16 protein-coding genes are annotated in these 15,634 nt (G+C 30.8%); 1 reads left to right on the top strand and 15 read right to left on the bottom strand.

Going from position 1 to position 15,634, the window contains the following annotated elements; translation table 11 throughout:
* Window positions 1–212: 212 nt before the first annotated feature.
* Window positions 213–1,493, top strand: a complete 1,281-nt coding sequence (locus B2P65_RS06450; RefSeq protein WP_346879802.1) for a M20/M25/M40 family metallo-hydrolase — start codon at window positions 213–215, stop codon at window positions 1,491–1,493.
* Window positions 1,494–1,646: 153 nt separating this feature from the next.
* Here B2P65_RS06450 and B2P65_RS06445 read toward each other — a convergent pair whose 3' ends face one another.
* The 15 genes from B2P65_RS06445 to B2P65_RS06375 form a co-directional block, all read right to left on the bottom strand.
* Window positions 1,647–1,997: a DUF2200 domain-containing protein gene (locus tag B2P65_RS06445; protein ID WP_346879801.1), complete on the bottom strand. Its 351-nt coding sequence runs from the start codon at window positions 1,995–1,997 to the stop codon at window positions 1,647–1,649.
* Window positions 1,998–2,327: 330 nt separating this feature from the next.
* Window positions 2,328–3,122 (bottom strand): class I SAM-dependent methyltransferase, encoded by a 795-nt coding sequence (locus B2P65_RS06440; RefSeq protein WP_346879800.1) that lies wholly within the window; start codon window positions 3,120–3,122, stop codon window positions 2,328–2,330.
* A 356-nt stretch (window positions 3,123–3,478) separates the two neighbouring features.
* Entirely contained in the window at window positions 3,479–4,096 is a 618-nt protein-coding gene (locus B2P65_RS06435) for a hypothetical protein (RefSeq protein WP_346876284.1), read from the bottom strand.
* A gap of 292 nt (window positions 4,097–4,388) precedes the next feature.
* Window positions 4,389–5,006, bottom strand: a complete 618-nt coding sequence (locus B2P65_RS06430; RefSeq protein ID WP_346879799.1) for a cyclase family protein — start codon at window positions 5,004–5,006, stop codon at window positions 4,389–4,391.
* A complete protein-coding gene (locus B2P65_RS06425; protein WP_346879798.1) occupies window positions 5,007–5,522 on the bottom strand; it encodes a hypothetical protein in 516 nt (171 codons plus the stop codon).
* Window positions 5,519–6,022, bottom strand: a complete 504-nt coding sequence (locus B2P65_RS06420) for a kinase (RefSeq protein ID WP_346879797.1) — start codon at window positions 6,020–6,022, stop codon at window positions 5,519–5,521. Before B2P65_RS06420 ends, B2P65_RS06425 begins: the two co-directional genes overlap by 4 nt.
* A gap of 195 nt (window positions 6,023–6,217) precedes the next feature.
* Window positions 6,218–7,654, bottom strand: a complete 1,437-nt coding sequence (locus B2P65_RS06415) for a hypothetical protein (RefSeq protein ID WP_346879796.1) — start codon at window positions 7,652–7,654, stop codon at window positions 6,218–6,220.
* Complete coding sequence (locus B2P65_RS06410) at window positions 7,647–8,201, bottom strand: sigma-70 family RNA polymerase sigma factor (protein WP_346879795.1); 555 nt, start codon at window positions 8,199–8,201, stop codon at window positions 7,647–7,649. The genes B2P65_RS06415 and B2P65_RS06410 overlap by 8 nt, the downstream gene beginning before the upstream one ends.
* A 308-nt stretch (window positions 8,202–8,509) precedes the next feature.
* Window positions 8,510–8,743, bottom strand: coding sequence for a hypothetical protein (locus B2P65_RS06405; protein ID WP_346879794.1), 234 nt, complete (start codon window positions 8,741–8,743; stop codon window positions 8,510–8,512).
* 108 nt (window positions 8,744–8,851) lie between these two features.
* Window positions 8,852–9,544, bottom strand: coding sequence for a class I SAM-dependent methyltransferase (locus B2P65_RS06400; RefSeq protein ID WP_346879793.1), 693 nt, complete (start codon window positions 9,542–9,544; stop codon window positions 8,852–8,854).
* 33 nt (window positions 9,545–9,577) lie between these two features.
* Window positions 9,578–9,808 carry a shikimate kinase gene (locus tag B2P65_RS06395; RefSeq protein ID WP_051824161.1) on the bottom strand — a complete coding sequence of 77 codons (231 nt, stop codon included), beginning with the start codon at window positions 9,806–9,808 and terminating at the stop codon, window positions 9,578–9,580.
* 247 nt (window positions 9,809–10,055) lie between these two features.
* Window positions 10,056–10,532 carry a pyridoxamine 5'-phosphate oxidase family protein gene (locus tag B2P65_RS06390; RefSeq protein WP_346879792.1) on the bottom strand — a complete coding sequence of 159 codons (477 nt, stop codon included), beginning with the start codon at window positions 10,530–10,532 and terminating at the stop codon, window positions 10,056–10,058.
* A 74-nt stretch (window positions 10,533–10,606) separates the two neighbouring features.
* On the bottom strand, window positions 10,607–11,224 hold the full coding sequence (locus tag B2P65_RS06385) for a DUF6273 domain-containing protein (RefSeq protein ID WP_035134664.1): 618 nt from the start codon (window positions 11,222–11,224) through the stop codon (window positions 10,607–10,609).
* Between the two features lie 351 nt (window positions 11,225–11,575).
* Window positions 11,576–14,017, bottom strand: a complete 2,442-nt coding sequence (locus B2P65_RS06380) for a PEP/pyruvate-binding domain-containing protein (RefSeq protein WP_346879791.1) — start codon at window positions 14,015–14,017, stop codon at window positions 11,576–11,578.
* A 437-nt stretch (window positions 14,018–14,454) separates the two neighbouring features.
* Complete coding sequence (locus B2P65_RS06375) at window positions 14,455–15,264, bottom strand: DUF1189 domain-containing protein (protein WP_346879790.1); 810 nt, start codon at window positions 15,262–15,264, stop codon at window positions 14,455–14,457.
* Window positions 15,265–15,634 lie beyond the last annotated feature (370 nt).

The raw sequence follows: 15,634 nt of genomic DNA, 5'->3' as shown, positions 1-15,634 counted from the left end.
ATTCTACTAACATAACTTCATATTATATCAAACTTATATAAGAAAATAAAGGTTTATTTCAATTTATCATGGATTTAGCAGGTGTTTCTAATCACATTAGGTTCAATAGGTTAGGCTTTCCCCTCTTCAACTATATATCTGCATTTATATTTTCAATTTTCATACAACTCTAGTATAATATATTTAGATGGACAAATAAGGGGGGAAATATAATGAAGATTAATGCTGAAAGAGAATTTGAACTACTAAAGAAAATCGGTTTTGTAAGAACCAGTGGCTCAGAGGAAGAATTAAAAGCTGCTAACATTTTATTAGAGGAAATATCCTCAATTGGCTGTGAAGGACACTTAGAGTCTTTCAAAGCTCCTAGCTCTGTAATTAAAAAAGCTACACTAAAGGTTGTAGAGCCCTTTGAAAAGGAATATGAGGTTGCACCATATAACTGCTCAATCGGTACACCTGAGGGTGGAATAACTGCAGATTTTGTATATATTGAAGACGGCTTGGATGTAAATTTAGTTGATCTTAAAGGAAAATTTGTACTTATAAATACTCGTCCAAATCCTAAGCTTTATAAGAAACTTATGAATGCTGGTATTGCTGGATATATAACTATGTCTGGTACTGCCATGGATGAAGAAGATAAAACTGATATTTCTATAGCTAGAATCCGTGAAAAGAATACACAGCATGGAAGAATACCTACAATTAACATGCGTATGAAAGACTGCTTCCATATGGTTAAGAACAAAGCTTCTAAAATCCATGTAGAGATAATCATGGAAGATGTAGAGCTAACTTCTCAAAATGTGGTGGTAACTTTAGAAGGTACTAAATACCCTGAGGAGATAATCTCCTTCGGTGCTCATTATGACAGTGTTCCTTACAGTACTGGAGTATATGACAACGGAGCTGGTTCAGTTATTATAATGGAACTTCTAAGACACTTTAAAGAAAATCCACCAATGAGAACTGTAAAATTTATGTGGTATGGCTCTGAAGAAGTTGGACTTCTTGGAAGTAAAGCTTACTTAAAAGACCATGAGGAAGAGCTTAAGAAACACCTTCTAATGATTAACGTAGACGTGGCTGGCTCTGTTCTTGGAAAAGAAATGGCTCTGGTTACTGCAGAGCAAAGTTTAGTAGATTATATTGAGCAAATGGCTAAGATTAAAGGCTTCCCACTTAAAGTGGAACAAGACATATACTCAAGTGATTCTACAGCCTTTGCTGATGAGGGAATTCCATCTCTTACCTTCTGTCGTTTTGCACCACACGGTGGAGCTTTCATCCACACAAGAAACGATGTTATGGAATATTTAAGTGCTGAAGCCTTAGAATTGACTACTATTATAACTAAAGAATTCAGTGAATCAGTTATAAATTCAGTAGCCTTCCCAATAGAGAAAAAGGTTCCAGATAACATGAGAAAGAAATTAGATGAATATTTTGATAAAGACCCTAAAAAAGAAGAAATATCTGAAAAAAAATAATAGGGAAAAAGGCTTACATCACTGTATGTGAGCCTTTATATTTATATAATTTATGTTACTTGTGGTATTCTTCACCCTGCGTAAATAATGATGCAATCTCATCCATCACGTTCTACAGAATATCATTAGTATTTTTTGTTTTCACTTTAATCATTATTTTCTCAAAATCTTATCCATGGATTTTCCTTTTGCTAACTCATCGATGAGCTTATCCAGATAGCGAATTTCCTTCATAATTGGTTCTTCGATATTTTCCACTCGTACACCACAAACCACACCTTTAATTAAAACCCTGGCTGGGTTCAGCTTAGGAGCTTCCATAAAGAAGGTCTCATAGGCTATCTGTTTTTCCAATTGAGCTTCTAACTCTTCCTGGCCATATCCAGTGATCCAACGGATGATTTCATCCACTTCTGCTTTAGTACGTCCCTTTTTCTCCGCCTTTGTAACCAAAAGAGGATAGATTTTTGCTACACTCATTGTATAGATATTATGTTTACTCATAATACATTCTCCCTTATATAATTTTTTATATTATATCACAAAAATATCTACTCAAAAATGAAAAAAATAAGTCTGCTTTATCTAATCCTAAGAATCCATGAACTTACACATATTATACTACTAGCGTTTATAGAGTTTTATTTTTCATCTAAATTAATGTTAGTTTCCCAATTTCATTGTAATTTTGTACCACAAAAAACTCCAACCTATTAAAAGATTGGAGTTACATTTTTACATCATTTATTACTAGACTTTCGTAAATTTAGCATTTATTTATGGTACAATTTATCCTATCACACCCGAGTTCAAAATCTATAAATGCGTCTTATTCTAATAATTATATCTAAAATTTCCTGTCTCATTAGATGTTGATAACTTCTTAGCAACAATAAGAAATCTATGCTCTGTTCCTTCTATATACCCAATCTCATTGAGTTCTCTCTCTATTTTACATAGGTTTTCAAAACAAGTATCAACGGAAAAACTAGGAAATTCCCATTCTATTATCCTTGCAAAGTATACCAACGCTCCTGTATCATAAAAACGTATAGGAGTAAAAGCCTCTTCTGACTTAAGAATTTCAAATCCATTACTTTCAAAACCCTCAATGTTATGTTTTAAGTCATGAGTAGGATACAACGACTTAAAATTATCTATTATCCTTTGGGATAAATCTACATCATTTTTTCCACCTACTTGTTGAGTAATAAAATACCCTCCAGCCTTTAATATTCGATTAATCTCACCAATATCATAGGATTCATGTCTATTAATTATTATATCGAAAGAATCATCTTCAAATGGCACTCTTGAATCTTCAAAAACCTGCTTAACCGTTATCCCAAGAGGTTCTAACGTTTCTTTACAAATTGCAACATTAGGTGGATATGCCTCTGTTACAGCTGTATTATAAAATGGATGATCCAAAGTAAGTAGGAATTCTCCTCCTCCTGTTCCCATATCTAAAAGCTTATGCTCTACTTTTAAATAAGACAATAAGATTTTTTTATAATCCCATGGTATATTTTCTCCATGCCATCTACCATCAAGATATGAGAAATCCCATCCCTGAAAACCTTTCTTTTCCTCATTTTTTAAATAATTTTTAAACTCTCCTCTATTCATTTAACTACTCCTTTTCATAATATACTAAATATGATAATTTAATTTGAAAAGTAATGCAGTTAACTGATAACAAATATCTTATTACCTCAGCACAATCTGCTATCAGATTATATTAACTGCACTGAGTAGTTACCTAGTTTGTTTCTCATAATGAGTCCCACCTCTTCTAAATACTATAAATAATTTTGAAGTTTTAATTTTCTGTAATTCAAGTTGTTTATATAAATTTTATCATGTAAATTGTGTTAATACAAACAATTTATAACATAATATTATATAGAATTATAACATCTATTCTGTATTAATTAGTTGCTCTATTTTTAACTACTATTCAATGCATTAAAGCTTTCAATCTTTTATTCCCTCTCACTAAAAAAATCATCACAAAACTTATCCCACTTTAACTTATATTCTTCATGGGATATTAACTTAAGGTCATATGGGGAATAGATTTTTCTTTTCCTTGCTTCTTCTACAAAGCCCTCTAGGTAATCACCTGATTCTGTCAAATAGCCTTTTACCTTAGAATATCCCTTACTTACTGCATAATAAAGTCTAGTATGTCCATCCAAAGATATAAAAGAATCATTGATTTTTGTTAGAGGAATGATAATATCTTCTTCACTTTTTATGAAAGACTCTATGGCTTTAACTTTGTCTATATCAACGAAAAACTGTGAAGGCTGAATATCCTTAATAGTTATGTGAAATATATTATTGGGGGTAAAAGCTTTTATTAATTCCATATTTTCCTCATAGAAATTAATAATGTGTTCAGAATAAAATCTAAATTCATCTATCAATTGAAATATATCAACTTCCTTATCAAATAATACAATAGCAGAATCTTTATTTATTATTTTAAAACTACATTTATACTTTTCATCAACAATAAAGGCACCATGTTGATTTAAAATAGTTTTATCAAACCTATCATCTTCATAGCTATTAATTCTTTGTATTTTATGGTTCATTTTCTCACTTCCTATCTACTGTTATGTCTACATTTTACACAAAAAATCATATAATTCCAAAGCATTATAGGATAAAACTATATATGATGAAATCATATATATAATCCGACCTCATCTAATCTATAAAAGCATAAATTCCTCCATAACTTCTTCAGCTAATTGGTTTTGATGCAGAAACAGATTATTTTCCTTAACATTTTGTAACCATAGCATATTAATACTATTTTTCTTATTTATAGTAGAGTTCTCAATATCGTTGTACTATCAATTTTTTGAATTAGTATTCTTAAATTTAAATCCTAGCTACAACTCTAACAGGGGATGCTTCCGCTTTTATTTTAAGAGGCAATGCAATAATCTCAAATTCATCTACATTCAATAAACTTCCGATATTTTTCATATTTTCAATAATAAGAATATCTTTTTCTAGTAGCATTTTATGAACTTGAAAAGGGTATTTATCTGGAGATGGCAAGTCCATGCCAATCATCTTAATATTTCTATCTATAAAAAATTCAGCTAACTCTTTTTCCACTATGGGGTGGCTAGTAAAGTAATCATCGCATCCAAATTGGTTTTCAAAGCCAGTATATAGAATCACTATGCTATCCTTTTCTACAATATCTAAATACATCTTTTTCATTTTAATAACATCTTGGTTTCTAACATCAAGTAAACATCCTTTTCCAATAAACTTATCTGCTGGATAATCATCTATTAAAACATTACTATCTAACATGTGGCTGACAACATCAATATGAGTTCCAACATGCATACCAGTTTCTAGTTTCGTGTCATTGTATTTGTCTTTAACCAAAAATCTATTTTGATATAACTTTAGTTCTTCATCGTAAGGATGAGTACTTAGTCCATTTTCTATGGTATAACTTAAATCAATATATTTAGCCATCTACCTATTCCCCTTTACAATTGCTAATATAGAATCTACAAACAAATCTCTAATCTCTTCAAACCCTCTTTGTGTAGTATCAATTACTAATTCAGACTTTAATTGTTTAATTTTTATATTACACTTAATGGCTCTTTCAAAATTCATAAAACGAGTTGTATTTCTCTTCTTAATTCTCTGTTTTAGTTCTGCAGCATCACATATTAATGAACATCTATATAATACATCTATATTTATATCTTTAAGTAGCTTAGTTAATCTATCTACTCTCTCCTCTGATGGGAAAACAAAAGCAATAATCAAAAAATCTATTCCAAAATCTTTATAGTTTTTAGCACATGATACTATATTATCCTGAATAAGATTTAACCATGCTATAGATAATTTCAAAGGCATGATCCTTCCGACATCATCTCCATCTATAATGGCAAAATCCTTTGGCAGAACCCCTTCAAGTTGTTTCAATAAGGTAGTCTTTCCAACACCCGGTGCGGAGTTTAAAATTATAGCCTTCACTTTACAACATCCTGATAAATAATATTCACTATTTCAGTTAAGCTTAATTCTTTATGTATACATACCTCTGGAATCATACCTATTAAATCTTTTTCATTCCACCATTTTCTCATTTCTTTTTCCCCAAATTCATGTGCATTAGGTTTTTGTTTATGACGATTTAAAGTTTCTTCAAAAGGTATATTAAAATAATATGCAAAAATTTGATTACCAAACTCATTATGTAAACTTTCAAATAGTTTTCTATACCACCTTGAATTTAAAATACCTTCTAAAATCACAATATTGCAATGCTTTTTCCCATATAGTATAAGTTCATTTAATAATTTAATTGCTTCTGTATCAGGACCATCTTTCACAAACAACATTTCTCTTCTAACAACATCCTGTGATATTAACATGGTACCATGCCCAAATTTCTTTTGTAATGCCTTTGCTGTTGTAGTTTTACCACTTCCTGAATTGCCTCTTAGTATTATTAACTTAACATCTTTATCCATCTATTACATGCCCTTTCAAATTGATTAAACTAACATTTTATACTATATATTAAAAATATAGATTGTATAAACATTATTTACTATCAATTATACCATTTTATTGAAAACTGTATATTAAAATATTTTATCTTACTACTTAAGATAAGGACTATCTCAAAGTACTTTTTAAGATAGCCCTCATAAATTTTCATTTAATTACTTTAGCTTAACATAATTTGAAAGAGGAACACCAGCAGATATGTGAATGTAGGCATCATCTACGTGATCAGCGTCTACTACATAAATAAAATGGGCTTCTTTAGTTTCATTTGGTTCAAAATCGCACAACATAAATTTTATATGTTCATAGTACGATTTATACTCATCATAATTTTTAAAGCCTAATTTATCAAGCTCTGTTTGATCAATATCTGATTTCTTAGTTTCTTCATGCTTAAGTTGATCAAAATATATTGGTACTTTAATTTTTGCAAGGTCGCTACTAAAATCACGATTATTAGTAAAAGCTTCAAGGGTGCCATCTGGTGTTTTTGTCCTAAGCTCAACTTGTGGATTAATAAATTCGTTTATTAATTTTGTATCAGAATGATTTGTCATGATTACAGTTACGTAAGCAAACTTTAATCCAGCTGTTTCAGTAACTTTTTTCATTTCATTGTTTTCCCATTTAACAGAAACTCTTTTATAATCCTTTAATGTTCCGTCTTTATTTATCATTTTAGAATACTCATCATAATTATGGAAATCACTTTTATCTAATGCAGGTAATTTATCCATAATTTCAGCGTTTTTTACAATATAAGTTAGAGCAGACTTTTTACTAGTTATTTCTTCTCCCATAGCACGTATACCATCAGCAGGAATTGGCTGCTCAGTAGTGTCTCCTGTTCTATCAATAAATTCATGAGTAGCTGGATTATATTGCACCATGAATTTTCCTGGAATTACTTCATATTTAATATTTTCTGCTACTTTTTTAAGTTCTTCTAGAGAAATGCCATTAAGTCCGCGAACTCTAATAATTTGCCCATACCCTTCATAACATAAATCGATAATACTATCTCCAGCTTTGTATGTGGTAATCAGCGCTTTTGCACCACCAATAGTAGTTTCCTCTATACTTTCATACTTTGGAGGTTCATACACATAGTCGCATTGATATATTATTATCTCACCACCTCCTGCAGAAGCGTCACCATTAAGAAAATATTTAGAGGCATCTCCTTTATATTGCTTATATCCTTTTGGAAGATATCCAGGAGTTATATTGATTAGTGGTATTCCTTCAATAGGAACTTCTGATTGAGCCTCGACAGTAGTAATTCCTGTTTCTTCGTTCTTAGTTGTTGTAAATATAATTCCTTTACTTATCCCATAAGCTGTTAAGGATAGTGCTAAGGTGGCTGTAATAGCTGCAATAAGCACTATAGTCTTTTTCCTTGTCATTCCTTTACATTTTCTATTAGGCATAGGAATAGGATCTATACTATTTACCTTTTTAATCATTTTCATCTTCTCACTTTCATATTTTTTTGAGAAATTATGTGGTTCTGTAAATTTATCTAGTTCCCACATAGCATCTTCTTCACCTATAAGATACGACATTCTATCAATATCAATTTTATTATCCATACAATTCATCTCCTATCATTTCTTTTTCCATCAGTTCTTTTAACAGCTTTCTTCCACGTTCATATCTTTTAGCTGCTGCCTTTTCACTGATATTTAACAATAGTGATATCTCCTTATAACTAAGTTCGTAATAACACCGATACCTAATTATCTCACGGTATTTTGATGGCAAACTAGAAAGTAAATGTACGACGATTTGTCTATCTTCTACAGCTTTTACATAAGCAATTTCTTTTTGATTTTCACTTATCATTGGTTCGTCTAACCCTTTAGTAAATAGTTCAGATTCTTTACTATTCCTACGATATATATCAATTGCAATATTTTTTATTGTGTATGTTATTAATCGTTTAGTCTGTACACTTACTACACTATTAATATCTCCTAGATATGGAATTAACTTTATAAATGCGTCTTGAACTGCATCCTCAGCTTGACCCACGTTATTTAAAATTGAATATGCTATGCCATACATTTTATGTTCGTAAGAATCATAAAGCTGTTCTAACATGTTATTTTGAAAAATTTCATCTGACGAAGCTTTCACTTAATCACTCCTTATCCTTTAAGAGTACTCTCAACTAATATAACGAATGAAACTTAAATTTGCGACATTTTTGTGTTAAAAGTTTTTTTCTGATTTACTATAATTATTATATAACGGCTTATTACATTTCTCATTTAATATTACTTATGATAAGGGATTTTAGTCATAAAAATAGCTTTAGCCAATTTATATCAATGGCTAAAGCTATTTTTCACATTTATTTATACAGTGTATAAGTTCTGCTCACCAAATTAAAGATCTGGAGCATCACTTACGGTATGGTTCTTAACAACACTCCTAATATCATTTTAACTATTTCTTTTCATATTTTTTCCAACTTCAATACCCAAAAACATTCCTATAGGCGTACATATAAGTGCATTCATTATATAATAACTAGAAATAGCGCCGATTACAAAGCCAAGGATCATACCTTCAGACATATAAGTTTCCTTATGGTTTTTCTTCATCACTTTTATTGCTGTAACAACAATAGTACACACCACTATAACTGTAAATATTATTTTAATTATGTGTTTCATTTCTATATATCTGCCTCCTCAATCTAAATTTCTAAATCAATTTAACAATATGATTATATTCCTTTAATAGTAGCGCTTTCTGTAACGAAGGGGTAAGTTCATATCCGTCTATTTTTTTCCAATAATCATTAATTGAGTGGCTCCTGCTAAGCCATACTTGTTCATCCATTCCTTCAGGTCTTCAAAACGTTTCTTTATTTCTTCATACCTTGGTGACTGCTTTATATTTTCTATCTTTTTCCCAACAGCAGTGTATATTTCTTCAAACTCATCTGTATTTGTACTAATCTTATCACTATATTTAAATTCGAAAGCATCAAGAATTTTAATGCCCTGTGATCTTATAATTTCCTTTATTTCTTCTCTTCTATAGGTGTAATTATGATTCATTCGGTTAGTAATCATGTCAATATCTGCACCTATATGATGTACATAAACATGTGAAATCTGAGCTTCGTTCTGATGATCACAGAACATCTCATTTATAATAAAAATCCCATTAGTCTTTAATACCCGCTTCATTTCTTCAATTACCTTTGTTTTATTTGATAGACAAACGGCATCAAAGCTTTCATCTTCAAAATCCATATTTTCTCCATCCATTTTAATTAACTCAACATTCTTTGTATGAAGCTTTTCCCTAGTTGCATCCAATATTTCTTCATGGCTATCAATTCCAACAATCTTATCATACCCCTTAAGATTTTCAGTCAAAAGTTTGATGAAATCTCCTCGTCCTGTTCCTACATCTAAAATCTTTCCTCCATAAAACTTGCTAAGGTTCTCTTTAATAATCCGCACATTACCACTCCTTTTTCTACCATCTTCATAAATTTATCCTTGAGAATTTTGTTTCAAATATTCATGTACTATTATTTGAACATTCTTATTTAAGTCCTCATCTCCATTTAGCCGAAGTACTTTACAAGGTAACGTATTAGCCCATTGTGCATAAATATAATCATCTATATCAAAATAAGGGAATTTAAGTTTTTCTGCAACCAATTTTCCTAATGTTGTTTTTCCAGAGCCAGATGAACCAAAAATAATAATTCCTCTTGCCATTTATTTTACCTCCTTAACACAAGATTCTTAGTTGTCTTACATATAAAAATTATTCTTCCTCTTTAATTGTAACATATTTTGTAAATTAGTATTACTTAGGATATGTTATTTCTACTTACAAAAATAGCCTTAGGCATTCATATCAATGCCTAAAGCTATAAACCACACTTGGTCTTAATTGAATATTTATAATCATGTAGTGGTATTTTTTTTCTTTTAAGTTATAAGCTGATTATTCTTTACGGATTTATTTCACCGTTTTATTTATAAAATCAATTTCATACTGATGTTCACCGTATTTTTTTTCGTTGTCAGTAATCGTACCCTCTGTGAGAGAGATACGCAGAACGATTGAGTTAGGATTGTCTTCGTCGCCAACTTCATCGAACCAATCGAAAATTTTTTTGAATTTCGCTCTGATTTCCGCATTCTTCTCGTCCTTGACCCAACCCAGATTTTCAGCCGTACCTTGGAACGCATACCAATCTAACCCACAGACAGAAACCTGGTTGTTCTTCTCAATTTGTAGCATTTTACTTTTTTTTGCATCCGTAGAAACATAAAATACACCGTCTTCATAATAAGCGCATACCATACGGACAGCAGGACGAGGATTACCGGCAGCGCTTGAGGATAGTGATATTGTCGCAAGGGCAATAACTTCCTCTTTGCCATTTCCACAACGTTCCTCCATAAGTTTCATTGCATTTTCATACTTGCTCATTTTTTAATTCTCCTTTAAATTTAATTATTCTATGCTGTAATTATAGTAAAGCCACTTTAAAAGTTACCCAAGATTTACAATTCAAGCTTTAGCCACAAAGCAGGACGAACACCGCCTGTACATTTGCCATCACTGATGTTACCTTTCAATATATTGTTGCCTTGTATACCTATATTACCGTCAGTCCCGAAGATGTACACGGCTTTTACATTAACGCGACCGGGTGATCGAAGCCACCACCACCAACTCCCTTCTTTACCCAGAAGTTTTGCTATTCGCTTACTGTTGTTTTCATCTTTTCTTTGAAACCAATATCTTTGATTTTTCCCTCGGTTATACAGTTTTGAAGTGCTATCACCAAAATATTTGCACACTTCCTCAATGCTTAATAAAAATATACTGTCTTCCGTATCTGCTCCGCCCTTTGAACCATACCACTGATTATCAAGATTTTTATTTATTACCGGAATTATCCTTGATTTATCAGTTGCGTTGAATTTGTCATAAAATTCACCATTAAGATATTTTCTTAACGCGCAGTCAGCCCATGTTATATCTTTATAAGCATCATGGTAAGGGCGTTGTTCTATAATATCTTCGGTTATAATCAAAGCCGTATTGTTTTGTATGTCAAGCACACGCCAATTATAACCGCCTAATGATAATGCTGAGTCGATTTTAATATCTTCCATTTAAGCACCTCTTTCTTTGTAATAGTTAATCTCCCTTACCCTTCGAACCTATTCTTAAGCCTTCTCCTTAATTGGAAACAGTAAATCAAGCTGTAAATCTTCCATTTTACCTTCCTTTTATGCAAAATTATAAAAATTCAACATTTCTTCAAATCCTTTCCCCGCAATCGTTTCCACGATGTCCAACGTTGGGAATCCAATCATTATCATATTTATCGCTTGAGTTAACTCATTTTTAAATTAATTTATATTTTCTAAGAATTGATTAATAATTATTATATCTCACATAAATGATTTGGTAAATCATTTAAATAGAAAAATTTCTCAACTATGTTAATAATTAATTTACTTCTACAGCTCGGATTTTATGATTTTAACTTCACCTGTAAAACCATCTAACTGAACTTCATCTCCATCCCTAAAGATGCTCATTGCATTTTCTACATTATATAGCACTGGTATATTCAGCTCCCTAGCAAGGATTCCCATATGCTCAAAAGGCGACCCTACTTCTACAACTATGCCTATTACATGGCCAACTATGGGCTCAAGTTCTCCGCATCTTGTGAATGGAAGTACTAAAATGCTATCTTCATTTAAATAAACAGGCAATCCGATTTTAACCTTTCCTTTAACCTTTTTTCTTAGGCCTGGAATCCCTTTTAAAATAATATCCTGTTCACGTAATTTTCCTATGCCATTTTCATCATTTTGATTTTTATAATCTGCCTTTTCAACAGGCGATTTTCCGATAATAGGAGGTGCTAACAGCTTTTTTTGATAAGTAAATAACCCTTTTCTTTCATTAATAAGCTTATTATAATCCCTTCCTTGTATTAGTCCTTCCTTCAATTCATTTACGGTAAGAAAATACATGTCTCCTCTATGCTGAATTTGTTTATTTCTTAATAATACTTTTTCAGCCTCAGTAATAGCCAATCGAAGATATGATCTTGTCATACGCTCAAAATAGTAATGATGATTATCTCTTGCTAAATATGCCTTTTCTGCTAATTCAAGCTTACTTAGGAACTCTTGAGAATCTTCTTCTCCTAATTGGCTTAGTATAATGGATTTAATTCTTTTTTTATTTTCTAAAGAGCTTTCAATAGACCTTTTAAAGCTGTCACTATTAAACTTTAGAAATCCACGAATGTGTCCTATTACTTTGTACGGCGCTTCCATTAATATAGGCTCTGGATAGTCACTATTGATATCACATTCCAAATTACAAATTCCGTACAAAGCAATATAATCATCTATTAATTTAAGCAGCTTTTTGCTCTCTGGGATATTTTTAAGCCTAGCATACAAAAGTTCATCATGCCTGCAGTCTTTAAAGATTTTATTTAATACGAGATTTGAATTCACCTCATCTGCCATCTCAATATAGAATCCTCGTTCTTTATTTAATATACTGATGTTAAAAACTAAATCATATAACTCCTCTACACTAAGATCATTGTGTATTATTCTGCAGTATTGCATAAAATCCTCTAAATAATCACATCCGTGAGTAACTGGTTGATGCTTTTCTGCTAAGTATTCCATGTACTGCAAGGACTTGTCCAAGAACTCTGCTACTTCCCTTTGAGACAAGTCTCTAAATAAATATTTATCCAGTTCCTCTTTCAATATCAATAATTCCGGCAGTACTACATCTTGGAATATATTTTGATTTTTAACATAAAACTTATTTAATGAACTTAAAAAGCTTTGCTCTTGTACCTTATGATTTGACATTTCCTTATCTCGATAATACCAATATCCATTATGAATACAGTACTCTGTATAAAATTCTTCAAGTCCAGTGTCATAACATCCTCTATTTAATGCCTCTCCCAGGATTATGTTAATCTCATTGATTAACGATTCCAAAGGTTTTTCCCCTTCTCTATACCAAGTATAATTGCCCTCATTTTTATCAGACCAAATAATTTCAAAGTTTTTTTCTTTAAAAGTTGTTATAGGCCTAGCTTGAAGAATATATATATCTTTATTTCTGATAGTCCATTCGATATCTTGATATTTACCGAAGGTTTTCTCAATTCTTAATGTGCACTCATATAGTTCATTTACTAAATTCGTTGGCAGAAAGTTACTGTCCTTCGGAAGCTTCTCTTCAAGTATGGCTCCACATTTTTTATAGATTTTATAAAAAGCTGAATTTGCTTTACCGCTAACATAATCTTCGCATAAGCCTTTTACAGCATTAATATGCATTACTTCTTCATCCATATCAATAGTATCCACAGAAAAATTTACTCCTGAATAGCAACCTTCAACGAATTGCTGAATTATTATACACATTTTTAGCTCATCCAAATTTAAATTTTGTTTTATGAAATATGTTATTACCTTATCACTAAACAATGAAGAATAACACTTCTTTATTGCAGTCTTAACTTCTTCAAAAGTATTCAATTTAATAAATGAATCGAACATTCCTGCCATGCTATAGTTATCGCTGTCTTCACACAGAGCAGAGGATCTTACTACATATTTCAGTCCCATGCCTTGTATACAATTAAAAAATTTAAGTAACCCCCTCTCCATATCAGGAGAAAATGAACCTTTTAATATTACTTTGCATATTTCTGCATTATAAGTTAAATAGTCTCCAGCACTATAGGAAAAATTATTATATTCAAGAAACCGCATGAAAAATTCTAAAGATAATGCAAAGCCAATTGGAACCTTTTCTCCGCTTCTTATTAACTCTCCTAACGCACTTGCTTTAGCACCATACTGTACCTTGTCACTTTCTCTTAAGTCTGCTAACATTGACAACATAATCAACACCTCAATTTCAATTTACAAATTTCCTAACCAACGAAATTAATTATATTCGTTTAGGTTAGTTATTACAAATGTACAAAATACATCCAAATAGGATGCATATATATTATCTACTTAACACTCATTATTTCAAGCTTTTTAACATATTATATTGATAAACCACTGTTTTTTCTATATAATATATTGACTGGTTATGAGATAACTAATGTAAATCCGATTACAATATGGACTATATATCTTCAATTCTGATTAACGTAGAAAAAGCTACAGATTTTTATACAATCTGTAGCTTCATTTTTTAACCTTAATATACTTTTCATTGCATATCATAAAGGGAATTTTAATACCCTAAACATATATAATATAGAGAGTCATCGTTACTTATGGTACCATTAACCAAAATATTTATGACATTAACCTTTTTATTTGATTTATACACCTAATGAAATATTATTCTTAGAACTTTTTAGTTTGTTCAGTGCAAAGCCAATATAAACATAAGCTATAGTATGATATACTAACCAATAGAAACTAAAATGTTCTATACTTAAAATTTTCAAGATTGTATTTATTATAAGCGGAGTAGTTAGTGCATAAATGCTTAATCTATACAACTGTCCATATTTCAATTTTGTTTTAAAAATTCCATTGATTATAAGAGCAAATAGAGCTAACAATAGAGCACTTAAGAGTCCACCCAAGAAATACCCAAGGATATTTACAATAAAAATAAATGGTATAATAATCTTTGCATAATGGAAGTAGCTATATGCTATATCTTTATTTATGGTTAATCCTTGTAATGATTTAAATTCGATTACTTGAGTTTGTAATTGGTTCTCTTTTTGAATAATTTTATCTTTTAGTATTAAAATACCTTTACTATGAGAATCTAGAACAGCAGGATTAGTGCTGTTAGTTGTATCTATAATAATATAATTATCTTCATCCTCTGATAAAACCATTGGCATAACGCCCTCAACACTTAACTCTCCATTTATAAGCTCAAAGTTTGGACAATTATCATTATATATTTTTATAAACTCTGATATGCCATTATTAACCTCAATAGATCCTCTTATAGATCCAATAGCTCCAAGAAACAACGATATTAATAGCAAATATAGTACTGCCTTTCCAGTAGTTTCTTTTAACACATTCTCATAATGCGCTATTCCTTGAATGCTACCTATTATTTTCTTCCAAAAACTTAACTTTATTTTTTTTGTACTATCTTCCATAAAATCCTCCCAAATATATAAATATTTCTAATTATATATTTATTCGATAATTTCAGGACAATTCCTCTTTGCGATTAGAAAAGAGCTACATCATTTATAGTATGGTGCACCGTAGCTATTATAAATGAGGTTTTCCCATTTTATTCTTATTTATATATTCTACATAAGAGGAAACTCACTATTCACATACGTTCATAGGAGTAAGTTCAATTAACTAAATCATAGATTTAGAATTTCACTTATGGTATAATTCTAAAGTACAATTTTACAGCTAACTGTGGGCTACTGGTATCACTTACCTCTTTTATGAAGGGAGGTGATACTTAATGAGTAATGACGTTTTAATGTTGTAAGCGTAAAAGAATTCCCG

Origin of the sequence: Clostridium sp. UBA3061 (assembly GCF_002367465.1) — a bacterium.
Lineage (GTDB): Bacteria > Bacillota > Clostridia > Clostridiales > Clostridiaceae > Clostridium_J > Clostridium_J sulfidigenes.
This window is presented reverse-complemented; position numbering and strand designations above follow the sequence as displayed.